Here is a 23,261-nt window from a genome sequence, read left to right on the forward strand (position 1 = left end):
GGGACCCGCAGGGACGGGGCGGGGTCGGGGGAACGGGACCGGAGTGTCACAGGAGGTCGCTAGGCTTCTGGAATGACCATTTCGGACGCGACCACCGCCTCCCCCGATGCCCTGCAGGTGCTGCACCGCGTCTTCGGGTACGACTCCTTCCGCGGCGAGCAGCAGCAGATCATCGAGCACGTGGCCGGCGGCGGCGACGCGCTGGTGCTGATGCCGACCGGCGGCGGCAAGTCGCTCTGCTACCAGATCCCGGCGCTGGTCAGAGAAGGCACCGGAGTGGTGATCTCCCCGCTGATCGCGCTGATGCAGGACCAGGTGGACGCGCTCACCGCCCTCGGGGTGCGGGCCGGATTCCTCAATTCCACGCAGGATCCGTACGAGCGGCAGGCCGTCGAGCAGGCCTTCCTCGCAGGTTCGCTGGACCTGCTCTACCTGGCACCGGAGCGGCTGCGCACCGAGGGCACCCAGCGGATGCTCGACCGGGGCACGGTCTCGCTCTTCGCGATCGACGAGGCACACTGTGTCGCCCAGTGGGGCCACGACTTCCGGCCCGACTACCTCGCGCTGTCGATGCTGCACGAGCGCTGGCCGTCGGTGCCGCGGATCGCGCTGACCGCGACCGCCACCGAGGCGACCCACGCCGAGATCGCGGCCCGGCTGGGGCTGGAGGACGCCCGGCACTTCGTGGCCAGCTTCGACCGGCCAAACATCCAGTACCGCATCGTCCCGAAGAACAATCCGGCCAAGCAGCTGCTGGACCTGATCCGGGCCGAGCACGAGGGCGACGCCGGAGTCGTCTACTGCCTGTCGCGGGCGTCGGTGGAGAAGACCGCGGCCTTCCTGGTGGAGCACGGCATCGACGCCGTGCCCTACCACGCGGGCATGGACGCCCGCACGCGCGCCGCGAACCAGGCCCGCTTCCTGCGGGAGGACGGCGTCGTGGTGGTCGCCACGATCGCGTTCGGCATGGGCATCGACAAGCCGGACGTGCGGTTCGTGGCCCACCTGGACCTGCCGAAGTCGGTCGAGGGGTACTACCAGGAGACCGGCCGCGCGGGCCGGGACGGCGAGCCGGCGACGGCCTGGCTGGCGTACGGCCTCCAGGACGTGGTGCAGCAGCGCAAGCTGATCGACGGCTCCGAGGGCGACGACGCCCACCGCCGCTCGCTGGGCCTGCACCTCGACGCCATGCTCGCGCTGTGCGAGACGGTCACCTGCCGCCGGGTGCGGCTGCTGGCGTACTTCGGCCAGGCGGGCGAGCCCTGCGGCAACTGCGACACGTGCCTGACGCCCGCCGAGTCCTGGGACGGGACGGTCGCGGCGCAGAAGCTGCTGTCGACGGTGTGGCGGCTGGCCAAGGAGCGGCGCCAGAAGTTCGGCGCCGGCCAGATCATCGACATCCTCCAGGGCAAGAAGACGGCCAAGGTCATCCAGTTCGACCACGACGCCCTGTCGGTCTTCGGGGTCGGGGCGGACCTGAGCACCGCGGAGTGGCGCGGGGTGGTCCGCCAGCTCCTGGCGCAGCGGCTGCTGGCCGTGGAGGGCGACTACGGCACGCTGGTGCTGACGGACGACAGCGGCGAGGTGCTGGGCGGCCGGCGCCGCGTCGAGATGCGCAAGGAGGCGCCGGCGGCCGCGGCGGCCCGCAAGACGCCGGGGTCGCGCTCCGGCTCCGGCTCCGGGAAGGGCGCGCGGGTCCCGGTCGACCTGCCGGAGACGGCCGTGCCGGTCTTCGAGGCCCTGCGGGCCTGGCGGGCCGCGACCGCGCGCGAGCAGGGAGTCCCCGCGTACGTCGTCTTCCACGACGCGACGCTGCGGGAGATCGCCACGCAGCTGCCGGCGACGGTGACGGCACTGTCCACGGTCAACGGGGTCGGCGAGGCGAAGCTGGCCAAGTACGGCGAGGGCGTCCTGGAGGCCCTGGCGGCCGCCGCTCCCGGGGCGGCCCCGCCGCCCGCCGCCGCACCTGCCGCCGTGCCCGCCCCGCCGGCGCAGCGCGGGCCCGGCCACGACGCGCTCTCCGACGAGCCGCCGTTGGATCTGTCTGACGAGCCGCCGTTCGATCCCTTCGACGCCTTCGACGAGGAACCGCCCTGGGACGACGAGCGGTAGCCGGCTCCGGACGGTGCGGGGCAGGGCCAGCGCGGGGCAGGGCCGGGGTCGGACGGGGGTCAGGCCGGGGTCAGCTCCGCGCCTCGGCCACGGCGGCGGGCGCCTCGTCGAGCTCCCACGCGTGACGCTTGAACTCCCGCACGAAGTCGGCGTGGTCCTCCCACTGGCGGGCGATCCCGCGCAGCACGTCCCAGTGGTGCTCCACCGACTGGTCGATGACGCGGCGCAGCGCCGGCTCGGCCGTCGCACGCTTCTCGATCAGCCCCTTGACGGCCGACGCCTCCAGCACGGCGTTGCGCAGGGCGCGCAGCGCGCGGGAGGTGTCGTCCATGGCGAACCCGCTGTCGCTGCCCGTCTCCTCGGCGAACAGCGGCGTGAGGCGCGCCTCGATGAACGCGGTGATCCGCTCGAAGTGCTGCACGTCCATCAGGACTCCATCTCCTGCCGCGCGACCATCGAGCCCGGCATCTCGGGTGTTCCATCTGCGTTGGGGGCGACGCCGACCGCTGGCCGGTGCCGACGGCCCAGGATATCCGCCGTGATCAGACGCCCGCGCGTGCTCCCCGCGGCCCCCCGGCCACGGTGTCGACGGGATCGGCGGCGCAGGCGGTGTCGGTGGTGGCGGCCTCGTCCGGGGACAGGCACCGGCCCCGGGTGAACGCGGCCGTGAACTCCGCCTCGCCCAGCACCGCACGGGCGCGCGCGGCCGCCCGGTCGACGTCGACGCGTTCGGCCGGGGGCAGCGGGGTGCCCATCGACGCGCGCAGGGCGGCCGCCGTGCCCAGCAGGGTCGCCGCGCGCACCGGCCGGTCCGCCGCCGCGTGCGCGCCCGCCAGGCCCTCCAGGGCGAGGGCCAGCGCCCGCCGGTCGCCCGTGCGCCGGGCGGCCGACAGGCCCTCGCGGTGCAGGGCCTCCGCCCGCCGCGCGTCCCCGGCCTGCTCGGCGGCGTACCCGAGCTGCGCCAGGATCAGGGCGGTGCCGGAGTCCACGCCGAGCCGGCGGTTCCACTCCAGCCACGGCTCCAGCAGGGCCCGGGCCGTGTCCAGGTCGCCCCGGCGGCGCGCCCCGAGCGCGAGCCCGGTCTCGGCGAACTGCTGCGCGGGCCGGTGGGACTGCTCGACGGCCAGCCGCCGGGCCTGCTCGTGGTAGTCGGTGGCCCGCGCGTCGTCCCCGGTCAGCAGCGCGATCCGGCCCAGCCGGGCCAGCCCGAACGAGGCGCTGGTCCACAGCCGCAGCTCCTGCGCGTCCCGTACGCCGTCCCCGTGCAGCCGGGCCGCGGCCTCGTAGTCCCCGCCGATCTCGGCGAGCACGCCCAGCTGTTCCGCGGCCTGCAGCGAGCCCCAGCGGTCGCCGAGCTCCCCGAACAGGGCCGCCCCGGCTTCCGCGTACCGCCGCAGCGCGGCCAGGTCCCCCTGGTACAGGGCACGGGAAGCGCGGACGGCCAGGGTGGCCGCCTCGCCCCACCGGTCGCCCAGCGCACGGAACTCGGCGCCCAGCGCGTCCAGATCGCTCTCCTCCTCCGGCCGGTCGACGGGACCGCCGAAGCCGCACCGGCCGTAGGCCAGCAGCCACCGGCCGCGTGCGTCCGCCCCGGCGAAGTCGTCGTCCGGCGCCACCTCGACCCCGGTGAGCAGCGCGAACGCCGCACGCCGGATCCGGGCCGAGGCGTACGCGGGCCGGCGGCCGGCCCGGTCCCCGGCGGCAGCCCCGGCCTGTTCCAGGGCCTGGTCCAACGAGCGCAGCGCCTCGCCGACGCGGCCGCGTACGTGCCAGTACCAGGCGAGGGAGTTGACCAGGCGCAGCCCGTCGGGCCCGGCGTGCTCCAGCGCGGCCCGCAGATTGGGCGCCTCGGTGTCGAGCACGTGCAGCCAGCGGCGCTGGTCGCCGCCGTGCAGGAGCGGCGCCGCGTGCTCGGCGAGCTCGGTGAAGTGCCGTGCGTGGCGCTGCCGCAGGGCCGCCGCCTCGCCCGCCTCCTCGAGCCGTTCCCGGCCGTACGCGAGGACCGATTCGAGGATCCGGTAGCGCGCTGGCGGGTGCGCCGCGGCGACCAGCGAGCGGTCCACGAGCCGGGTGAGGAGGTCGAGGACCTCGTCGGCGGTGATGCCGTCTCCGGCGCACACCGCCTCCGCGGATTCCAGCGTGAACCCGCCGGCGAACACGGCGAGCCTGCGCATCAGGGTCCGCTCGGGCGGCGCCAGCAGTTCCCAGCTCCAGTCGATCGTCGCGCGCAGGGTGCGCTGGCGGGCCGGGGCGTCGCGGCGTACCTGGTCGAGCAGCCGGAAACGGTCGTGCAGCCGGTCGGCCAGGGCGTGGACGCCCAGGACGCGGACCCTCGTCGCCGCCAGTTCGAGCGCGAGCGGGATGCCGTCGAGACGGCGGCAGATGAGGGCGACGGCCTCGGTGTTCCCCGGCTCCAGCGCGAACCCGGGTGCGCAGGCCGCGGCGCGGGCCACGAACAGCTCCATGGCCTCGGCCTCGGCGAGCGGCGCGACGGCCTCCAGCACCTCGCCGGACAGCGCCAGCGGCTCCTGGCTCGTGGCCAGGACGCGCACCCCGGGCGCACGGCGCAGCAGCAGGCCGACGAAGGCGGCGAGGGGAGCGACGAGGTGCTCGCAGTTGTCGAGGACCAGCAGCATCCGGCGGGCCGCCAGCGCCTCGGCCACCGCGCCGGCCAGGACGTCCGCCGCCCCGTTCCGGGCGGCAGCCGCCCGTACGTCGGCGTCCAGGTGCACGTCGTCGTCGCGGATGCCGAGGGCGGCCGCCACCGTCTCGGCCACCTCGCCCCCGGATCCGGCGAGTTCGACGAACCACACCCCGTCGGGGAACCGCGCCGCCGCCGGCTCCTCGGCCAGGCGGGCCGCGGCCGCCAGGGCGAGCCGGGTCTTGCCGACGCCGCCGGGCCCGGTGAGGGTGACCAGGCGGTTCGCCTCGACGAGGGCGCGGACCCGGGCGGTCGCGTCCTGCCGTCCGACGAGCGCACTGACGGGTGCCGGCAGGTTCGTACGCGGCCGGGCGGGTGGCGACGTGGCGGGCGACGGGATGGGTGAGGGGGGTTCGGTGGCGGGCGCCGCGGGGGCCGGGGCGGCGGGGTTCGGCCCGGCGGGGGCGGTGCCGGGCGGTGCGGGTTCCCCGGCGAGCGCCGGGTCCTGCCGGAGGATCGCCGTGTGCAGGGAGGCCAGTTCGGGTCCCGGGTCGATGCCCAGCTCCTCGGCGAATCGTTCCCGCAGCGCGGCGTAGGCGGCGAGGGCCTCGCTCTGCCGTCCCGAGCGGTACAGGGCGCGCATCAGGGTCGCCCACAGCCGCTGCCGCAGGGGATGGAGGGCGACGAGGGCGGCCAGCTCATCGGCGAGTGCGGTGTGTTCACCGAGGCCGAGGCGGACTTCGGCCAGCTCCTCCCGTACGGTCAGCCGCTGTTCCTCCAGGCGGGCGATGGCGACCCGGGCGAATCCGGCGTCGCGGAAATCGGCGTACGCCGACGCCTGCCACAACCCCAGTGCCCGCGTGAGCAGTTCCGCCTTCGCCGCCGGATCCGTCTCCTGCCGGGCCCGGGCGGTCAGCCGTGTGAAGCGGCCCGCGTCCACCGCGTCCGGCGCCACCCGCAGCGCGTAGCCCGCCGGCCCGTACGCCACGAGCGCGCGGGCCCCGGGCTCGGCCTTCGCCAACGCCCGGCGCAGCTGGGAGATCTTGGTCTGCAGGCTGTTGGCGGGATTGCCGGGGGCGGCGTCGCCCCACAGGTCGTCGATCAGCGTGTCGACGGGCACCGGCCGGCCCTCGTGCACCAGCAGATCCGCCAGCAGGGCGCGGACCTTGGCCTCCGGCACGGCCACGGCCTCCCCGTCGTCCGTGCGGACCGTGACCGGACCGAGTACCTCGAAGCGCATGGGAACACGCTATCCGGCGGCCGTGCGTGGACCGTCAGCGGTTCGTGCGCGGGGGCCCGCATCGTGAAGTCCGTGACCGGGACCGGGAACGGATCCGGGAACGAAAACTGAAGGAAGCCAAGGCAATTGAGAACGGGCCGGCCGTCGCTGCCGTCCCCGCCGAGTACCTGGAGCGCACCCCATGTCCCTGCCCACCTCCTCCCGTGAGGTCCGCCTCGTCTCCCGCCCCGTCGGCGAGCCCGTGCCGGAGAACTTCGCCCTCGTCACCGCCACGATCCCCGAGCCGGGCGAGGGGGAGATCGTGGTCCGCAACACCTGGATGTCCGTCGACCCGTACATGCGGGGCCGGATGGACGACGCCCCCTCCTACATCCCGCCCTTCGCCCTCGGCGCCGCCCTGGAGGGCAGCGCGATCGGCGAGGTGATCGCCTCCCGCGCCCCGTCCGTGCCGGTCGGAGCGGCCGTCACCCACTTCCTCGGCTGGCGCGAGTACGCCGTCCTGGACGCCGCCGCGGCCACCGTCGTCGACACCACGCTGGCTCCGCCCGCCGCCCACCTCGGCCCGCTCGGCACCACCGGCCTGACCGCCTACGCGGCGCTCACCCGCACCGCTCCGGTCCGCGAGGGCGACGTCGTCCTCGTCTCGGCGGCCGCCGGCGCGGTCGGCAGCGTGGCCGGACAGCTGGCCCGCAAGCTGGGCGCCTCCCGGGTGATCGGCTCGGCCGGCGGCCCGGACAAGACCAAGAAGCTCCTCGACGTGTTCGGCTACGACGCGGCCCTCGACCATCGCCAGGGCAACCTGGCGCAGCAGCTCGCCCAGGCCGCCCCCGACGGCATCGACGTCTACCTGGACGCGGTCGGCGGCGACCACCTCGAGGCGGCCATCGGCGCGATACGGCCCGGCGGGCGGATCGCCATGGTCGGCGCGATCAGCGGCTACAACGCCACGGCGCCCGCGCCGGGACCCGGCAACCTCTTCCGCGCCGTCGCGGCCGAGGTGACGCTGCGCGGCATGATCGTCAGCAGCCACTTCGACCTCTTCCCGGAGTGGACCGGCAAGGCGGCGGGCTGGCTGGCCGACGGCAGCCTGCGCACCGAACAGACCGTCGCCGACGGCATCGAGCAGGCACCGGCCGCCTTCCTGGGGATGATGCGCGGGGCCAACACCGGCAAGATGCTGGTCCGGCTGGGCGACCACTGATGCCCGCGACCACCCCGTCCACCGGGACGACCACGTCGGCCCAGCCCACCGAGAGCAGAGGATCCACCGTGTCCACCACCTCCGCGTCCGTCACATCCGCCGAGAACCCCGAGAACCCCGAAAACCCCGGGTCCGCCCGGCGACGTGCGCTGCTCGTCCTGGCCCACCCCCGGACGGACTCCCTGACGGCGCAGCTCGCCGGCCGGGCCGCGCGGCGCCTCGAGCGCGACGGCTACGAGCTCGACGTACTCGACCTGCACGCCGAGCAGTTCGACCCCCGGATGTCGCCGGAGGACGAGCCGGACTGGGCGGACACGGGCAAGCGCTACAGCGCGGAGGTCCACGCGCACATGGCGCGGGTCGACGCCGCGGACCTGATCGTGGTGGTCTTCCCGCTCTGGTGGTTCGGCCTCCCCGCCATCCTCAAGGGGTGGATCGACCGGGTGTGGAACAACGGCTTCTCCTACGGCCTCAGCACCCCGCGGCTGGCGGCCAAGCGGATGGTCTGGATCGGCCTGGTCAGCTACGGGCGCGAGCGGTTCACGGGGCTGGGCTGGGACGAGGTGGTCACCCGCACCCTGCGGGACGGGATCTCCGGTTACTGCGGTATCGAGGACGCGGCGGTGCACCTCGTGTACGACTCGCTGACCGTGGGGGACGGCGCCCTGGCGGAGGTGGACACGGCGCTGGACGCCGTGTCCGCGCCCGCCGCCGCCACCGCTGCCGACCGGGTGGGGCCGCAGGCGCGGCGGTAGCCGGTGCGCGCGCTCCCCGCGGCCACCTGCGCGCAACCGGCCCCCGGGGCCGCCGCGGATCCGGTTCAGTGCCCGGCCGGCCCGGGCAGCAGCCGGCTCAGGACCTTGTCGAGCCGGTCCTGCCTCGTCCGCGGCGTGAGAGCCTGGAGCACCGGCAGCATCAGCTGGTAGCGCCCGGACTTGTCGAGCGCCTCGAACGCCTTCCTGGCCTCGGGGTTCGCGTCGAGCAGGGCATCCAGGTCCGGCGGGACCGTCGCCGTCCTCTGCGACGCGTACGCGGCAGCCCAGCGCCCGTCCTCCTGTGCCTTGCGCACCTCGGCCAGGCCCGGTGCACGCATCCGTCCGGCGGCCGTGAGCGCCGCGACCTTGTCGACGTTCACCTGCGACCACAGGCTCCGGGTCCGCCGCGGCACGTACTTCTGGAGGTAGTACGGCGCGTCGGCCGACCGCCGCTGCCCGGAGATCCAGCCGAAGCACAGCCCGGCGTCGACGAGTTCGTCGTCGGTCACCGACGGGATGCCGGAGTTCCGCCGGGCCACCTTCACCCACACGCCCTCCTGGCGCGTGTGGTGGGCGGCCAGCCAGGCCTCGAACGCCGCGGCGTCCGCGAAGGCGATGATCTCTACTCCGTCGAGCTCGTCCATGGGGCTCAGGCTACGCCGGACGCCCCGGGGCGCGCCGCCCTCGTGCACCATGGGCGCATGGAGAGGGAGAAGCGGGCGGAGAAGCGCGGGGAGACGGCTACGGAGTTCGCCGGGCTGGAGCGGCGGGCCCGTGGGCTGGCGGCCGCGGGCGGCCGCCGGATCCTGGGCATCGCCGGGCCGCCCGGCGCCGGCAAGTCCACCCTGGCCGCACGACTGGCCCGGGCGCTGGGCCCCGCGCTGGCCGTCGTCGTACCGATGGACGGATTCCACCTCGCCCAGGGCGAGTTGGTCCGCCTGGGGCGGGCCGACCGCAAGGGCGCGCCGGACACATTCGACGCGGCCGGCTATGCGGCCCTGCTCCGCCGGCTGCGCGGGCCGGGGGCCGGTGTCGTCTACGCCCCGGCCTTCGACCGCGCGCTGGAGGAACCGGTCGCCGGAAGCGTCCCGGTGGGCCCGGAGGTGCCGCTGGTGATCACCGAGGGGAACTACCTGCTGCACGGGGCGGGGGAGTGGGCGGAGGTCGGGCCCCTCCTCGACGAGGTCTGGTTCCTGGCCCCGGACGACTCGCTGCGCGTGCGGCGGCTCGTGGACCGCCATGTGCGCCACGGCAAGGAGGAGGCGTACGCCCGGGACTGGGTGACCCGCTCGGACGAGGCGAACGCCCGCCTGATCGCCCCGGGACGCGCCCGGGCGGACCTCGTGGTCCTCGCGGTGGACTGAACCGGCCGCCGGCCCGGCGGCGTACCCGGGTCAGTCCCCGCCACTGCTTGCGCCCCCGCCGCCCGGGAACCCGCCGTGGCCACCACCGTCCCCGTCCCGCCCGCCGTGGTCGCCGGTACCGCCCTTCCCGCCGTCCTCGTCGTCGAGTGCCTTGCCCGTCCGCCGCAGGGCCCTGCCCAGCCCCGACGGCAGCGACGGTCCGAGGACGACCCGGCGGAACATCCGGTCGCCGACGGCGCCTGGTCCGTCGAACACGTACGCGGGAAGCGCGCCGGACCGCCGGGCCGCCTCCAGGTGCCGCCGGCCGCGCCGCGTAGGACGCCGCCGCAGCCGTCCGAGCAGGCCACGGACCATCAGCTGCCGCTCGGCCCGTGCCACTTCGCCGCCGAGGCGTACGGCCTCCAGTACGGCTGCCACACTCGCACCGCGCGGCGGACACGCCGCCAGCAGCCCCCGCTCGACCTTGCGCCCGCACGGCTCACGCGGCCGGGGTTTCCGGCTGCCGGCCCCACGCGGTGATCAGGCCCGGTGAGAGTCCGGCGCAGTCGGGCGAGTCGAGGTAGCGGATCGCCTCGTCGATCGCGGCATCGTCGACCAGCTCCGTGGCCACCATCGCCGCGCGTACCCGTTCCCAGGTCTCCGCCCAGAACCGGCTGATGGGACTGCCCGGCAGCAGCGGCGGAACGTGGATCTCGGCCGCCACGGAGCGCAGCCCGGCCGCGCGCAGCAGCCCCGGGTACTGCGGTACCCAGGAGACGTCGGTTCCGATCGTGTCCCGCAGCGCCTGCCACATCGCGCGCATCGCCCTGGTGTACGGGGTCACCGGGGCCGACGCCGTGGTCAGGTCGACGGCGTCGCCGAGGACCAGGACCCCGCCGGGCGCCACCAGCGAGGCCAGCTTGGCCACCTCGAGCCGCGGCCGCAGGTGCATGAGGACGAACCGGGCGTGCACCAGGGCGAACCGGCCGGGGTCGAAGTCCGGGTCGGTGATGTCGGCCTCCAGGGCCGTGAGGCCGGGCAGCGGGCGGGCGGTGAGGAAGCGCGTGTCGCGGTCGACGGCCAGGACGCCACACGGGCCCGGCGCAGGAGCTGGCGCGCGACGGTACCGGTGCCCGCGCCCAGGTCCAGGCAGCGCCAGCCCGGGCCGGCGCCCAGCCGCGTCAGGCGGGCCAGGGTGATCTCGTCGTACGCGAGGGCGCCCAGATCGATGCGTGCGTCCTCGCCAGCCTGCTGCGGCCGGAACGCCGCCTCGCCGTACCGGCCGCCACCGTTCGGGGCGGACCCGGGCGGCTGTTGTTCAGGCTGGGTGGGCATGGGCACCTCACCACCTCGACCACTGCGGGGGCCGCGGACCGCGGACCGGGGGCCACGGGTCGGTCCTTCCATGGTGGCGCAGGGCTTCGGCCGGCACGACAGCTGGCGCGGTTCCGGCGGGCGGACGGCGGCGGCTCATCGGCGCCAGGAAGGAACGGAAAGGTGGAAATCATCTGAAACGGAAAGCCTCGACTTGATGCAAAATCGTGACAAAGTGCCCCGTGTCCGGTGGTGACGGCTGCAAGGCGGCGGAGAAAACTGGGCGGCCAACGAGAGCCGAGAGGCGTGCCCCGAGAATCAGGATCTCCCCAGCGATCTGACAGTTGCCTGCAACCGATTGCGGAGGTAGCACGATGCCCTGCTTCACGACGGACTTCCGAGAGGCCCTCACGGGCCGTCAGCCTGTGCGACGCTCCCCCGGAGCATTGACGTTTCTCCTCCTGCCGCTCCTGACCGCCGGCATGCTGGCCGGCCCCACGACACCAGCCCACGCGTCCGCCCCCTACGGTGCCAAGGCCGTCGAGGTGGCGGCCTCCAAACAGGGCTCGCCGTACCAGTACGGCGCGACCGGCCCCAAGCGCTTCGACTGCTCGGGCCTGACCCTCTACGCCTTCAAGAAGGCGGGCCGCCGCCTCCCGCGCACCGCCGCCCAGCAGTACGAGCACACCCAGCGCATTCCCGAGGCCGATCGCGTACCCGGTGACCTGGTCTTCTTCCCCGACGGCGGCACTGTGGGCCACGTCGGCATCTACGCCGGGCACGACCGGATCTGGCACGCCCCGCGCCCGGGCACCTATGTACGCCTCGAACGCATCTGGAGCGCGGCGGTCCGCTACGGCCGGGCCCTCTGAACGTGCCGGCCCCGCGGCGATCCGCCGCCCGGTCCCCGCCCCCGGCGCACCGGGGCGCCGGGACCCGCGGGCAGCACTGGAGGTCACCAGCCCCGACGGCTGGGCCTGGGCCACCGCCGAGGGCACCGTGACCCTGACCGCCGGGTCCTGATGACGATGGCGGTCGACCACGTGTACGGCTCGAAGCTGCGCTGACGCCCCCGGCTGTCAGCAGCCGCCGCAGTTGTAGAAGACCACGTCCCAGTGGTTGCCCTCGTCGGCGTAGACGTTGCCGGCGCCGGAGCGCCACTGGGGGGCGCCGTCACCGCGTACGCCGATGTACGTGAAGGTGTTCTTGATGTAGGAGCCCAGGCACGCGTACTTGCTGAAGTCCAGCTTGTAGCCGTTCCAGTGCGAGTACGTGCCGCCGGCGTGGCCCGTCTCCGTGCCGCCGGTGATGTTCAGCGCGCACCCGCTGGCGTTCCTGAGGGTCTGGGCACCCTGTGCCGTGGCCCGGTTCAGCTGCTCGAACGACGTGCACGAGGGGTTGTTCCGGGCGGAGCAGCCGCCCGACGAGGACCAGGTGATCCCGGCGGCGCGGAACATCGAGGTCGCGGTGGCGTGCGAGATCTTGGTGGCCGCGTGGGCTTCGGTGGCACCGGCGAGCACGCCGGCACCGGGGGCGAAGAGCGCGCCGAGGACGAGGGCGAGTGCGGTGAGGAGCGGGCGGATCTTCACGGGGAATTCCTCCTGCGGGTGGCCGTGACCATGCCATGGGACACGGGTACGGGTGCGCGTGCGTGGGTGGTTGCGCGTGGGTGTGCAGGTGGAGCAAGGAGATGGTGCCCGAGCCCTCCCGGGGTCCGCCAGAGGGGCGTGGGACGCGACCGGTCGTACCGGCGGACGGTGCGGCGCGCCCGCACCGGCGGCCCGCGCGGCACGCCAAGTGACTCGTGCGTACTGCACACCGCATCGGTGACAGGCGTGACTGTCGTCCGGCCCGCCGGGCGTGACACCGTCGGACCTGCCGCCGAACGAGGGAGCAGGTGTGAACAAGGGGTACGCCGCCTACTGCGACGCCGACCGCTGGTTCTACGACGCGCCGTACCGGCGGGCCGAGAAGAGCTACCCGCAGGCGCTCGCCCCGGTCCCGTCCGGATGGCGCTCCCACCGCAGCGGGGACTGGCTCGCCCTGCGCCCGCAGGCCGTCGAACTGCCCGCCCAGGGCTGGAAGATCCACGTATCGGCCTGCCTGGACGACGCCGAGCAGGTGCTCGCGGCCGTGTACGCCTACTGCGTCGACCGGCGGATCGCCTTCAAGTTCGTACCGAGCCGTTACCTGCTGCACCTGCGCAACGCCAAGTACGCCGACCGGGCGGCGAGCGGGAAGTTCCTCACCGTCTACCCGGCCGACGCGGAGCAGTGCCGCCGGATCTGCGAGGACCTCGACGCCCTGCTGGCGGGCCGGGCGGGCCCGTACATCCTCAGCGACTTGCGCTGGGGCGCCGGCCCCGTCCACGTCCGCTACGGCAGCTTCACCCTGCGGCACTGCTACGACGAACACGGCGAGCTGGTGCCGGCCATCGAGACCCCGGACGGCCGCCTGGTCCCGGACCCGCGCGGCCCGGTCTTCCGGCTGCCCGACTGGGTCGAGCCGCCGGAGTTCCTCACGCCCCACCTCGCCGCCCGCTCGGCCGTGACCCTCACCGAGGTGCCGTACACGGTGGAGCAGGCGCTGCACTTCTCCAACGGCGGCGGTGTGTACGCCGCCAGGGACAGCCGTACCGGCGAGCGGGTCGTCCTCAAGGAGGCCCGCCCGTACGCCGGCCTCGCCGCCGACGGGGCCGACGCCGTGGCCCGCCTCCACCGCGAGCGCACCGCACTGGAACGGCTCGCGGGGCTCGACTGCGTCCCGGCGCTGCGCGGCTCCTTCACGGTCGGCGACCACCACTTCCTGGCGATGCAGTACCTCGAGGGCAAGCCGCTCAACACCTACTTCGCCCGCCGCCACCCGCTCATCGAGGCCGACCCCGGCCCGGCGGAACTGGCCGCCTACACCGAGTGGGCCCTCGCGGTGCACCGGAAGGTGACCGAGGCCGTCGACGCCGTCCACGCCCGCGGGGTCGTCTTCAACGACCTCCACCTCTTCAACATCATGGTCGCGGAGGACGACGGCGGGGGCGACGGCGCCCGCGCCGGCCGCGACGGTCGCGCGGCCGGCTTCGGTGAACCCTCCGTCGCGCTGCTGGACTTCGAGGCCGCCGCGCACGTGGACGAGGGACTGCGCCAGACCGTGGCCAACCCGGCGTTCGTCGCCCCGCCCGACCGGCGTGGATTCTCCGTCGACCGCTACGCCCTGGCCTGCCTGCGCCTGGCCCTGTTCCTGCCGCTGACCAGCCTGTTCGCCATGGACCGGGCCAAGGCGGGGCACCTGGCCGCCGTCGCCGCCGAGCAGTTCCCCGTACCGAGGGACTTCCTCGACGAAGCCGTCGAGGAGATCCTCGCCGGTACGGAGGACAGCCCTTCGGAAGCCGGGCCCGCCCTGTCCGGCGTGACGTCCGGGTCCCGGACCAAGTCCGGAACCGGGCCCGGGTCCGGACGGCCGTACCTGCCGGTCGCGCCGGGGGACTGGCCAGCCGCCCGTACGTCGATGGCCTCCGCGCTGCGCGCCGCCGCCACCCCGGACCGCGAGGACCGGCTCTTCCCCGGCGACATCGCCCAGTTCGCGACGGCGGGAGGCGGCACCTGTCTCGCCAACGGAGCCGCCGGTGTCCTCCACGCCCTCGCCGAGACCGGCTTCGACCCCTGGCCCGAGGCCGAGGAATGGCTGCTGGCCCAGACCAAGGATCCGGCCTCCGGTACCCCGCTCGGCTTCTACGACGGCCTCGCCGGCACCGCCTGGCTCCTGGACCGGCTCGGTCACCGCGACCGCGCCCTCGGCCTGGCCGGCCAACTGCTGAGCCAGCCCTGGCAGGAGCTCGGCCCGGACCTGTACGGCGGGCTCGCCGGCGTCGGCCTCGCCCTGGACGCGCTCGGTACGGCCACCGGCGAGGGCGAGTTGCACGCCGCGGCGCTGCGCTGCGCCGAACTGGCCGTCCGTTCCGCGCCGCGGACCGCCCGCGCCGGGCTGCTGCACGGCAACTCCGGCCCCGCCCTGCTCTTCCTGCGACTGTACGAGCGCACCGGCGACGGGGAACTGCTCCAGCACGCCGCGCACGCCCTGCACCGTGACCTCGACCGCTGTGTGACCAGTGCGTTCGGCACCCTCCAGGTCAACGAGGGCTGGCGCACCATGCCGTACCTCGGCGAGGGCAGCGCCGGCATCGGCATGGTCATCGACGACTGGCTGGAACACGGCGGCGACGAACGCTTCGAAGAGGCCCGCCGCGGGATCGTACGGGCGGCCCAGGCGACCTTCTACGCGCAGCCCGGCCTGTTCCGCGGTGCCGCCGGGATGATCCTCCACCTGGCCCGCACCACGACGCCCGGACCCGGCACCCGGCCCGACGACATCACGCGCCAGATCGACGCCCTGGCCCGCCACGCGGTGCCGTACCAGGGACATCTGGCCTTCCCCGGCGAGCAGATGATGAGGCTGTCCATGGACCTCGCCACCGGCACGGCCGGCGCCCTCCTCGCCCTCGGCGCCGCGGCGCCGGGCGGGCACGCGCACCTGCCGTTCCTCCCGCCGCCGCGGTCCGCCGCGGCGCGCCCCTGAACCGGTTCCGCACCACGGGACCGTGACCCATCGGAACACTCACAGAGAAGAGGAATCAGACATGACGCTTCTTGACCTGCAGTCGATGGAGACCCCGAAGGAAGAGACCACCGAGGCCGCGCTGACCGGCGGGGGCGGCGGCGGCAGCCGCGCCAGCCTGCTGCTCTGCGGGGACAGCAGCCTGAGCATCACGACCTGTAACTGACAAGGTCCCCTCCGGGCCCGGGCGGTTCGCCGCCCGGGCCCGGACCCGTACCCGATCCCTGGAGGCGAACGCGGATGACCCCGCCCTCCCCGCCCCCGCCCCCGCCCTCCCCGCCCCCGTCCGGGTCGGTGCCCGGCGCCGCGCCGGACGACGCGCACGCGGAGGAACGCCGGTACGCCGACCGGGCGTTGCTGTCGGCCGCCCGGCACAGCGGCGGCCGTACGGCCGCGCTGCTCGGCTGCTCGCTGGCGGCCGCCGTGACCGCGCTCGCGGAACCGGCCGTACTCGGCCACACCCTCGACCTGCTGCTGGCCCGCGACCCCGCGGGTACCCGGTGGACCGTGCTGTGCGCCGCGGTGATCGTCGCCGAGGTCCTGCTGGAGGCCGCCGCCCTGCGGCTGACCGGCTCGGTCGACGCCCGCAGCACCGCGTGGCTGCGCCGGCTCGGACTCGCCCGGCTGCTGGGCGCGGCCCCGCACCAAGCCGCCCGCCACGCACCCGGAGACCTCGCCGCGCGGCTCACCGCGCACGCCGCGGAGGCCGGCACGGTCCCGTCGGCCGTCGCGGCCGGGGCCGCCGCGCTGCTGCCGCCGCTCGGGGCGCTCGTGGCCCTCGTCCTCATAGACCCCTGGACAGCGCTCGCCTTCCTTGCCGGACTTCCGCTCCTGGCCCTGTTGTTGCGTGCCTTCGCCCGCGACTCCTCGGCGAGCGTGGGCCGTTACCAGCAGCTCCAGCTCGCGACCGCCGGCCGGCTCGTCGAGGCGCTCGCCGGGGCGCGGACCATCGCGGCCGCCGGCACCGCCGACCGCGAACGGGCCAGGATCCTGGCCCAGTTGCCCGAACTCCACGCCGAGGGACGCCGGATGTGGCAGGTCTACGGCGCGACCATGGCCCGCTCCACCGCGCTCATGCCGCTGCTGCTGTACGCGGTCCTGGCCGTGGGCGGCGTCCGGCTGGCGGCCGGGGCGCTCGGCGTCGGCGACCTCCTGGCCGCCGTCCGCTATGCCGCGCTCGCCGCCGGGGTCGGCGCGGTGACCGGGCGGCTGGCGGCCGTCGTACGCGGCAGGACGGCCGCCCGGCGCACCGCCGCGCTGTTCGCGCTGCCCGCGCTGGAGTACGGGCGGTCGGAGCCGCCGGCCGGCGGTCCCGGCACCCTGGAGCTGCGTGACGTCCGCGTGGTGCGCGGCGGGACGGCGGTCCTGCACGACGTCAGCCTGCGGATCCCCGGCGGCACCACGGCCGCCGTGGTGGGCCGTTCCGGCTCCGGCAAGACCCTGCTCGCCGCCGTCGCCGGCCGCCTGACCGACCCCGACGCCGGTCAGGTGCTGCTGGACGGCGTACCGCTGCGCGACCTGACCGCCGAGGCGCTGCGCCGGGAGGTCGGCCACGCCTTCGACCGGCCGGCACTGCTGGGACGGACGATCGCCGACACGATCACGTTCGGCACGGGGGCGGGGGCGGGGGCGGGGGCGGCCCCGACCTTGGTCCCGGACCCCGGAGCGGCCCCCGGTGCCGGCGCCGGCCCGGGGGGTGCCGGGCTCGCACAGGTGCGGGCGGCCGCCCGGGCGGCGGGCACCGACCTCTTCGTACGGCGCCTGCCGCACGGCTACGACACCGCCGTCGCGGACGCGCCCATGTCCGGGGGCGAAGCCCAACGCCTGGGCCTGGCCCGGGCCTTCTTCGGCGCCGGCCGGCTGCTCGTGCTCGACGACGCCACCTCCAGCCTCGACACCGTCACCGCGCGCGAGGTCGAGCGGGCCCTGGCCCGCGAGGTCCGGCCCGGTACCCGCCTGGTGGTCGCGCACCGGCTGTCCACGGCCGCCCGCGCCGACCTGGTCGTCTGGCTGGAGGACGGGCGGGTGCGGGCCACCGGTACGCACGCCGGACTGTGGCGGGACCCGCACTACCGGGCCGTGTTCGCCGTCACCACCGAGGTGCCGCCGGAGCCGGAGCCGGCGTCGTACCGGGGGCAGGAGGTGGCCCGGTGAGCGAGTACGGCGCCTGGCAGCGGGTGGCTCCCGAGGGCCGGCGGTTCCTGCGCGGCCGTACCGGCGCCCTGCGCCGGCTCGCGGCCTGGTCGTTGCTGGAGGCCGCGCACACCTTCCTCGGCGGCTACGCCGTGGCCCGCGCCCTCGACGACGGGTTCCTGGCCGGCCGTACCGCGACCGGACTCGGCTGGCTCGCCGTCGCCGGAGCCGGGGCACTGGCCGGCGCGCTCGCGCTGCGCGGCGTGTTCGCCGGACTCGCCGACCTCGTCGAGCCCCTGCGTGACGGACTCGTGCGCCGAGCCGTGCGGCAGGCCCTGGACCGCGCCGTCGCCGACCCGGCGAAGGCCGCCGACGCGGGCGTGGTCTCCCGGCTGTCGCGGCAGACGGAGATGGCCCGGGACTCGTTCGCCGGCCTGGTGCTGACGGGGCGTTCGTTCGTCTTCACGGCGCTCGGCGCGCTGGCCGGCATGGCGGCCCTCGCCCCGGTGCTGCTGATCGTCGTCCTGCCCCCGCTGCTGCTGGGCCTGGCGGCCTTCGTGGCGACGCTGCGCCCCATGGCGGCCGTTCAGCGCGGCTGCCTCGACACCGACGAGGCGCTGTCGGCCGGGGTCGGGGCCCTGGGGGCGGGCCTGCGCGACATCGCCGCGTGTGGTGGCGCGGCGCAGGCGGCGGCGGGCGTGGAGCCCCTGATCGCCGCGCAGGAACGGCTGACCCGGCGGCTGTCCCGGTGGGCGGCCCTGCGGACCCTGGCCCTGGGCACGGCGGGTCAGCTGCCCGTGGTCGCGCTCCTGGCAGCGACGCCGTGGCTGCTCGGGCGGGGGGTCACCGCGGGCGCACTGGCGGGCGCGCTCACCTACCTGGCCCAGTCGCTGCTGCCGGCCCTCAACGCCCTGATGGCGGCGCTCGGTACGGCCGGAACCCGGCTGCTGGTCGTCCTGGACCGCTTCTGCACCCCACCCGCCCCCGCGCCCGCCCTCATACCCCAGCCACCGGTCCGAGCATCAGCTCCCACGACGCCGGCCGCCGTCACACCGGGCGTTGTGGAGCCGGATTCCGCGGCGCGGGCCGCCCTCGCGCCGGGCGCCGTAGCGTCGGCGCCCGGTGCGGCCGTTGGCGGCGGGGTGGGTGTTGGGGGGGTGCCCGCCCTGGAGTTGCGTGCCGTCAGTTACGCGTACGGGCCGTGCGCCGCGCCCGTCTTCGAACGGCTCGACCTGGTCGTGCGGCCGGGGGAGCATCTCGCGGTCGTCGGGCCCAGCGGGATCGGCAAGTCCACCCTCACCGCCCTGCTCGCCGGGCTGCTCACGCCCGACCGCGGGACGGTCCTCGTCGCCGGGGCGGCGGCCCGGCGGGCGTCCGGCGCCACCGGGCGGCCCGACCCACGCCGCACCCTGCTGCCGCAGCAGGCCTACGTCTTCACCGGCACCGTACGCGAGAACCTCACCCACCTGTGCCCCGATCCGGCGGACGCCGGGCCGGAGCACGTGGAGCGGGCCGTGGCCGCCCTCGGGCTGGACGGGCTCGTGGACCGCCTGGGCGGGCTGGACGCCGTACTCGACCCCGGCCGGCTCTCCCGGGGCGAGAGCCAGCAGCTCGCCCTCGCCGCCGCCTACCTCTCGCCCGCCCCGCTGCTCCTGCTCGACGAGGCGACCTGCCACCTGGACCCGCGGACCGAGGAACGCGCCGAACGGGCGCTCGCCGCCCGCCCCGGCACGCTCGTCGTGGTGGCCCACCGGATCTCCTCGGCGGCCCGCGCCGACCGGGTCCTCGTCCTGGACGGGACCCGGGCGGTATGCGGGACGCACGCGGAGCTCCCGGCCAGATCGCCGCTGTACCGGGAGCTCGTCGGGATGTGGAACCAGGGCCCGGACACGTGACCCGGTCGGCACGCGGGCGGACGTGACGGGACGGGTCAGACCCAGCCCGCCCGCCGTGAGATGCGGATCGCGTCGACGCGGTTGCGGGCGCCGGTCTTGCGCGTGACGGCGGCCATGTAATTGCGCACCGTGCCCGTGGCCAGGTGCAGCGCGTGCGCGATCTCGGAGATCGAGTCGCCCTCGGCCGCCCGCGCCAGGACGCTGAGCTCACGCGGACTGAGCGGCACCGGCTCGGCCTCCATGAAGGCGGAGGCCAGCGACGCGTCGATGAAGCGCTGCCCCTCCGCGACCTTCCGTACGGCCCGTACGAGCCGCCCGGGCGAGCCGTCCTTGTCGACGTAGCCGAGGGCCTCGGCCTGGAACGCCCGGCGCAGCGGACCGGGGGTCCCGGTCGAGGCCAGCACCAGCACCGGCGTGGGCGACGACAGCACCTGGCGGTCGCCTCGTCCGTCCCCCGCCAGGGCGGCGGCCGCCCGTGGACAGTCCAGGTCGACCACGGCCACGTCCGGGCATAAGGACTCCGCCTGGCGCGCCGCGGACCGCCAGCCGGCCGACGTGACCTCGAAGGGCCCTTCGGATCTCAGCAGGGCAGCCAGCGCGGACCGCACCAGGCTGACGCTGTGCAGAACGAGGACCTTCGTCATTGCGTGCTCTCCTTCGGTGACGAACCAACAGCACCCACCCGGCTGCCCCGGGGACGGGTTGATGGAACGTCACTGCGGGGGCGCGCGGGCGCACATCGCAACGATTGGCCGAGATGCTCCGGGCACCCATTTCGTCTTTGGCGGGGAAGACGCTTGAAGGAGGGTCGCATTCCGCTGTCGCCCCGGACGCGCGGGCGCGGCGTGGCACGGCGTGGCGCGGGTCGTACGGTCCGTCGGCTATCGCCCGTACGTGGCCCACGGCCCGAGGCTGAACCCGTCGCCCGTCCCCGCCCGCCGCACCTCCACGGCCCCCGCCCCGCCGAAGTGGGCGGGTACGACCAGCTCGCGCAGGTCGGCGGCCCGCCCCAGGATCCGGCGGCGGCTCACGGTCGCCTGCCGCGCGTCCAGGCAGAAGCAGCTGTTGCAGGAGGGCTCGACGATCTGGACCGGGCTGTGCAAGAGGTCGCCCACGAACACCGCCCGGTCGCCCCCGGACGCCAGCCGCAGCACGGACGAGCCGGGCGTGTGCCCCGGCGCCGGCTCCAGCGTGAGGTGCGCGTCGATGCGGTGGGACCCCTCCCACAGCACGGCCTGCCCCGCCCGGTGGACGGGCGCGACGCTGTCCTCGTAGACCAGCCGGTCGTCCACGCTCCGGCCGCCGCCGTACGCGCCCCGCGGGCCGAAGTGGAAGTCGTCGGCCGCCGGGATCAGATACGTGGCGTTGGGGAAGGTCGGCTCCCACTCACCGCCCGCGTCCCCGGCGTCGCGGGTGTTCCAGCCGACGTGGTCGGCGTGCAGGTGGGTGTTGACGACCACGTCGACGTCCTGCGGCCGGACGCCCGCCCGCGCCAGCGCGCCGAGGTAGTCGCCCTGCCACTGGTGGAAGGCCGGCGAGCCGGGCCGCTCACGCCCGTTGCCCACCCCCGTGTCCACCAGGACGGTACGCCCGCCGCTGCGCAGCACCCAGGACTGCAGTGCCATCACCGCCGCCCCGCTCTCCGCGTCCACGTGCTCCGGTGACAACCAGCGGGCGTTCTCCCGCCACACCTCGGCCCCCGCCCCCGGAACCAGCTCCGCCGCCGGAGCGAACGCGCCCCGCCATTCCACGACCCGGACGATCTCGACGTCCCCCAGCACGATGCTGCTCCGCTCGCTCGTGTTCTCCATGGCACCGACCCTAGGAACCGCGGTTGAGCATCTCCATGCTCCAGAGGTTCATCCCCATACGTGTACAGCTCACCATCGAGGCTGCTGCGGCCGCTGCGGGGATAGCCTGGCCCGCATGGATGTGGTGAGCGACGCGATCTCGGCCGTACGCACCGGACGTCCCTCCTCGGAGCGCGTGCGGGCGCGGGTGGGGGCGGGGGCGGGCGGGAGCGGCTGGCGCGTGCGGTTCGGCGCCTACGAGGGGGCGGGGTTCCACGTCGTACTGGAGGGCGGCTGCTGGCTGTTGCCCGACGGCGGCGAGCCGGTCACGCTCGGCCCGGGCGACGCGGTGCTCCTGCCGCACGGCACCGGCCATGTCATCGCGGACGGCCCCGCCGACGCGGCCGCCGTGGCGCGGGCGGTGCCCTTCGAAGCATGGCGGGACGGGTGGGCGGGCACCTCCGCCCTGCCAGCGGAGCCCGGTGCGGCGGTGGTGGAGATGCTGTGCGGCAAGTACCGGCTCGACCACAGCCGGGCCCACCCCCTCATGCGCGAGCTGCCGCCCGTCGTCCACCTGCCGAACCGGGTCGGCAGCCACGGCGAACTCCGCTCCGCCATCGGCCTGCTGGGCGGTGAGCTGGGCGGCGAGGTGGGCGCGCGGCGGCCCGGCTCCTGCGTGGCGGTGTCCAGCCTGCTCGACCTGCTCCTCGTCTACATGATCCGTTCCTGGATGGCCGAGGCCAGGGCGGGCATCTGGCCGGCGGCACTCAGCGACCCGGTGACGGCCGAGGCGCTCCGGGCCCTGCACTCCGACCCCGCGGCCCCCTGGACCAACGACCGCCTGGCCCGGGAGGCCGGCGTCTCCCGCCCGACCCTGGCCCGCCGCTTCACCGCCCTCGTCGGCCGCCCGCCGATGGCCTACCTGACCTGGTGGCGGCTGAACCTCGCGGCCGCCCAGCTCCGCGACACCGAGGACCCCCTGGCCGCCATCGCCCGCCGCGTCGGGTACGGCACCCCGTACGCCTTCTCCCACGCCTTCACCCGGCAGTTCGGCACCCCGCCCAGCCACTACCGCGCCCGGACCGGCCCCCGGTAGTGGTCAGCCGAGGAGCTTGTACGTCACGTCCTTGGGGACCGGGTGCGGGGCGGTGTCGGTGTACAGCAGGCGGATGGTGGTGAACCGCTGCACGTCCGGCTGCTCTTCCCACGGCTTCGGGTTGGCCAGGGTCACCGTGACCGGGTACGCGTGGAAGCGGCCGGCCGCGCAGTAGGGGCGGCAGTCGTTCACCAGGTCCGTGCCGGTGGCCGTCGCCGTCTTCGGCCCCCAGGTGTCCCAGTCCAGCCGGACGAGCCGGTTGTTGCCGTCGCCGCAGGCCAGCAGGTACTCGTCGGGCCGTACCTGCGCCTCCGAGAAGCAGTCGACGAGCACGACGGGGTCGGGGGCGGGATCCTGCGCCGGAGCCGTGGCGGCGGAGGCGGACACCGTGCCGCCCGCGAGCGCGGCGGCCGCGCACACCAGGACGGCCGTCCGCAGCCTCGTCAGCCTCGTACGGGCCGGGGGAGCGGGCCTGCCCTCTCCTGAAGCGTCCACGGGACCTCCTCGCGCCGTCCGTCGCCGTACAGTGCAGCCTTGCCCAGCTTCCCCCATCCGGGCGCACCCCGCACCCGCTGGGCCGGACGGGGCCCGGTGGCGGGGCTGTGCATACTGCTGGGTATGAAGCCGCCGGTCGCCACCCGTATCCACCTGATGATCAGCTTCGTCCTGGTGACCTGCGGGGTCGTGGGCGGGGCCTGCGTGGGCCTGCTCGTGGGCGGCCGGACGACGGCCCTGATCGCCGCGGCGGCCGCCGGGCTGGGCGCGGGCGCGGGCTCGTTCCTCGCCCGGCGCCAGGTGAAGGCGTACCTCCAGCCCGATCCCGTCCGCGTCGACGGATACGCGGAGGGCATCGCCGACGCGGTGCTCGTGAGCATCGCGACCTACCAGGCCGCCGTCTTCCCGCTCACCGCGGACGGCGTGAGCGACGAGGAGCGGGCGGCCCGCCGCACGCTCGCCTACCGGATCTCCGCGTACGACGGCCTGCCCCTCGCCGTCCGCGTCTCGGCGGCGGCCGCCCTGGAGGCCATCGACGAGGCCCTGGACACGCACCGCGCCCAGGCGGCGGTGAAGGCCCTGTCCCTCACGGTCTACGAACACCGCACCGGCCGCTGACCCCCACCCCGCCCGCCGCC

19 protein-coding genes and 1 pseudogene are annotated in these 23,261 nt (G+C 75.3%); 11 read left to right on the forward strand and 9 right to left on the reverse strand.

Going from position 1 to position 23,261, the window contains the following annotated elements:
- The first annotated feature begins 72 nt into the window (after positions 1-72).
- Positions 73-2,112, forward strand: coding sequence for a DNA helicase RecQ (recQ, locus tag ACZ6KO_RS06535; RefSeq protein WP_469300762.1), 2,040 nt, complete (start codon positions 73-75; stop codon positions 2,110-2,112).
- Between the two features lie 70 nt (positions 2,113-2,182).
- Here recQ and ACZ6KO_RS06540 read toward each other — a convergent pair whose 3' ends face one another.
- Both ACZ6KO_RS06540 and ACZ6KO_RS06545 read right to left on the reverse strand, forming a co-directional pair.
- On the reverse strand, positions 2,183-2,539 hold the full coding sequence (locus ACZ6KO_RS06540; RefSeq protein ID WP_469300764.1) for a hypothetical protein: 357 nt from the start codon (positions 2,537-2,539) through the stop codon (positions 2,183-2,185).
- A gap of 115 nt (positions 2,540-2,654) precedes the next feature.
- The gene (locus ACZ6KO_RS06545; RefSeq protein WP_469300768.1) at positions 2,655-5,993 is read right to left on the reverse strand and encodes an AfsR/SARP family transcriptional regulator; all 3,339 of its coding nucleotides are present in this window, start codon (positions 5,991-5,993) and stop codon (positions 2,655-2,657) included.
- Positions 5,994-6,174: 181 nt separating this feature from the next.
- On the opposite strand from ACZ6KO_RS06545, the gene ACZ6KO_RS06550 reads away from it, so the two are divergent.
- Complete coding sequence (locus tag ACZ6KO_RS06550; RefSeq protein ID WP_469300771.1) at positions 6,175-7,194, forward strand: NADP-dependent oxidoreductase; 1,020 nt, start codon at positions 6,175-6,177, stop codon at positions 7,192-7,194.
- A 68-nt stretch (positions 7,195-7,262) separates the two neighbouring features.
- Complete coding sequence (locus ACZ6KO_RS06555) at positions 7,263-7,949, forward strand: NAD(P)H oxidoreductase (RefSeq protein ID WP_469300773.1); 687 nt, start codon at positions 7,263-7,265, stop codon at positions 7,947-7,949.
- Positions 7,950-8,014: 65 nt separating this feature from the next.
- Here the strand turns inward: ACZ6KO_RS06555 and ACZ6KO_RS06560 are convergent, their stop codons facing one another.
- A complete protein-coding gene (locus ACZ6KO_RS06560; protein WP_469300775.1) occupies positions 8,015-8,593 on the reverse strand; it encodes a YdeI/OmpD-associated family protein in 579 nt (192 codons plus the stop codon).
- Between the two features lie 57 nt (positions 8,594-8,650).
- Here ACZ6KO_RS06560 and ACZ6KO_RS06565 point away from each other — a divergent pair, with 57 nt between their 5' ends.
- The gene (locus ACZ6KO_RS06565; protein WP_469300777.1) at positions 8,651-9,313 is read left to right on the forward strand and encodes a nucleoside/nucleotide kinase family protein; all 663 of its coding nucleotides are present in this window, start codon (positions 8,651-8,653) and stop codon (positions 9,311-9,313) included.
- A gap of 30 nt (positions 9,314-9,343) precedes the next feature.
- On the opposite strand, the gene ACZ6KO_RS06570 is transcribed toward ACZ6KO_RS06565, so the two are convergent.
- Together ACZ6KO_RS06570 and ACZ6KO_RS06575 are read right to left on the reverse strand one after the other, a co-directional pair.
- Complete coding sequence (locus ACZ6KO_RS06570) at positions 9,344-9,730, reverse strand: hypothetical protein (RefSeq protein ID WP_469300779.1); 387 nt, start codon at positions 9,728-9,730, stop codon at positions 9,344-9,346.
- Positions 9,731-9,791: 61 nt separating this feature from the next.
- Positions 9,792-10,627 (reverse strand): annotated as a pseudogene (locus ACZ6KO_RS06575) (class I SAM-dependent methyltransferase).
- Positions 10,628-11,088: 461 nt separating this feature from the next.
- Between ACZ6KO_RS06575 and ACZ6KO_RS06580 the strand changes: the two are divergent.
- The gene (locus ACZ6KO_RS06580) at positions 11,089-11,478 is read left to right on the forward strand and encodes a C40 family peptidase (RefSeq protein WP_469301584.1); all 390 of its coding nucleotides are present in this window, start codon (positions 11,089-11,091) and stop codon (positions 11,476-11,478) included.
- A gap of 207 nt (positions 11,479-11,685) precedes the next feature.
- Here the strand turns inward: ACZ6KO_RS06580 and ACZ6KO_RS06585 are convergent, their stop codons facing one another.
- Positions 11,686-12,195, reverse strand: coding sequence for a hypothetical protein (locus ACZ6KO_RS06585; RefSeq protein ID WP_469300782.1), 510 nt, complete (start codon positions 12,193-12,195; stop codon positions 11,686-11,688).
- 310 nt (positions 12,196-12,505) lie between these two features.
- On the opposite strand from ACZ6KO_RS06585, the gene lanKC reads away from it, so the two are divergent.
- The 4 genes from lanKC (at position 12,506) to ACZ6KO_RS06605 (ending at position 19,242) form a co-directional block, all read left to right on the forward strand.
- Positions 12,506-15,175, forward strand: coding sequence for a class III lanthionine synthetase LanKC (gene lanKC, locus ACZ6KO_RS06590; RefSeq protein WP_469300785.1), 2,670 nt, complete (start codon positions 12,506-12,508; stop codon positions 15,173-15,175).
- 61 nt (positions 15,176-15,236) lie between these two features.
- The gene (locus ACZ6KO_RS06595) at positions 15,237-15,380 is read left to right on the forward strand and encodes a SapB/AmfS family lanthipeptide (protein WP_214952138.1); all 144 of its coding nucleotides are present in this window, start codon (positions 15,237-15,239) and stop codon (positions 15,378-15,380) included.
- Positions 15,381-15,454: 74 nt separating this feature from the next.
- A complete protein-coding gene (locus tag ACZ6KO_RS06600) occupies positions 15,455-17,368 on the forward strand; it encodes an ATP-binding cassette domain-containing protein (RefSeq protein ID WP_469300788.1) in 1,914 nt (637 codons plus the stop codon).
- Positions 17,365-19,242 carry an ATP-binding cassette domain-containing protein gene (locus ACZ6KO_RS06605; RefSeq protein WP_469300791.1) on the forward strand — a complete coding sequence of 626 codons (1,878 nt, stop codon included), beginning with the start codon at positions 17,365-17,367 and terminating at the stop codon, positions 19,240-19,242. The genes ACZ6KO_RS06600 and ACZ6KO_RS06605 overlap by 4 nt, the downstream gene beginning before the upstream one ends.
- 35 nt (positions 19,243-19,277) lie before the next feature.
- Here ACZ6KO_RS06605 and ACZ6KO_RS06610 read toward each other — a convergent pair whose 3' ends face one another.
- Positions 19,278-19,886, reverse strand: a complete 609-nt coding sequence (locus tag ACZ6KO_RS06610; protein ID WP_401443904.1) for a response regulator transcription factor — start codon at positions 19,884-19,886, stop codon at positions 19,278-19,280.
- 237 nt (positions 19,887-20,123) lie between these two features.
- A complete protein-coding gene (locus ACZ6KO_RS06615; RefSeq protein ID WP_469300794.1) occupies positions 20,124-21,053 on the reverse strand; it encodes an MBL fold metallo-hydrolase in 930 nt (309 codons plus the stop codon).
- 115 nt (positions 21,054-21,168) lie between these two features.
- Between ACZ6KO_RS06615 and ACZ6KO_RS06620 the strand changes: the two genes are divergently transcribed.
- Positions 21,169-22,128: an AraC family transcriptional regulator gene (locus ACZ6KO_RS06620; protein ID WP_469300797.1), complete on the forward strand. Its 960-nt coding sequence runs from the start codon at positions 21,169-21,171 to the stop codon at positions 22,126-22,128.
- Between the two features lie 3 nt (positions 22,129-22,131).
- On the opposite strand, the gene ACZ6KO_RS06625 is transcribed toward ACZ6KO_RS06620, so the two are convergent.
- Complete coding sequence (locus tag ACZ6KO_RS06625; protein ID WP_469300800.1) at positions 22,132-22,623, reverse strand: hypothetical protein; 492 nt, start codon at positions 22,621-22,623, stop codon at positions 22,132-22,134.
- A 123-nt stretch (positions 22,624-22,746) separates the two neighbouring features.
- On the opposite strand from ACZ6KO_RS06625, the gene ACZ6KO_RS06630 reads away from it, so the two are divergent.
- A complete protein-coding gene (locus tag ACZ6KO_RS06630) occupies positions 22,747-23,241 on the forward strand; it encodes a hypothetical protein (RefSeq protein WP_469300802.1) in 495 nt (164 codons plus the stop codon).
- Positions 23,242-23,261: the final 20 nt, after the last annotated feature.

The sequence above is a fragment of the Streptomyces sp. NPDC042102 genome (assembly GCF_055582305.1).

What these genes read in the sequence shown, in the direction of transcription:
- recQ (WP_469300762.1), top strand. Translation starts at nt 73, where the DNA reads ATGACCATTTCGGACGCGACCACCGCCTCCCCCGATGCCCTGCAGGTG.
- ACZ6KO_RS06540 (WP_469300764.1), bottom strand. Translation starts at nt 2,539, where the DNA reads ATGGACGTGCAGCACTTCGAGCGGATCACCGCGTTCATCGAGGCGCGC.
- ACZ6KO_RS06545 (WP_469300768.1), bottom strand. Translation starts at nt 5,993, where the DNA reads ATGCGCTTCGAGGTACTCGGTCCGGTCACGGTCCGCACGGACGACGGG.
- ACZ6KO_RS06550 (WP_469300771.1), top strand. Translation starts at nt 6,175, where the DNA reads ATGTCCCTGCCCACCTCCTCCCGTGAGGTCCGCCTCGTCTCCCGCCCC.
- ACZ6KO_RS06560 (WP_469300775.1), bottom strand. Translation starts at nt 8,593, where the DNA reads ATGGACGAGCTCGACGGAGTAGAGATCATCGCCTTCGCGGACGCCGCG.
- ACZ6KO_RS06565 (WP_469300777.1), top strand. Translation starts at nt 8,651, where the DNA reads ATGGAGAGGGAGAAGCGGGCGGAGAAGCGCGGGGAGACGGCTACGGAG.
- ACZ6KO_RS06580 (WP_469301584.1), top strand. Translation starts at nt 11,089, where the DNA reads ATGCTGGCCGGCCCCACGACACCAGCCCACGCGTCCGCCCCCTACGGT.
- ACZ6KO_RS06595 (WP_214952138.1), top strand. Translation starts at nt 15,237, where the DNA reads ATGACGCTTCTTGACCTGCAGTCGATGGAGACCCCGAAGGAAGAGACC.
- ACZ6KO_RS06600 (WP_469300788.1), top strand. Translation starts at nt 15,455, where the DNA reads ATGACCCCGCCCTCCCCGCCCCCGCCCCCGCCCTCCCCGCCCCCGTCC.
- ACZ6KO_RS06610 (WP_401443904.1), bottom strand. Translation starts at nt 19,886, where the DNA reads ATGACGAAGGTCCTCGTTCTGCACAGCGTCAGCCTGGTGCGGTCCGCG.
- ACZ6KO_RS06615 (WP_469300794.1), bottom strand. Translation starts at nt 21,053, where the DNA reads ATGGAGAACACGAGCGAGCGGAGCAGCATCGTGCTGGGGGACGTCGAG.
- ACZ6KO_RS06620 (WP_469300797.1), top strand. Translation starts at nt 21,169, where the DNA reads ATGGATGTGGTGAGCGACGCGATCTCGGCCGTACGCACCGGACGTCCC.
- ACZ6KO_RS06630 (WP_469300802.1), top strand. Translation starts at nt 22,747, where the DNA reads ATGAAGCCGCCGGTCGCCACCCGTATCCACCTGATGATCAGCTTCGTC.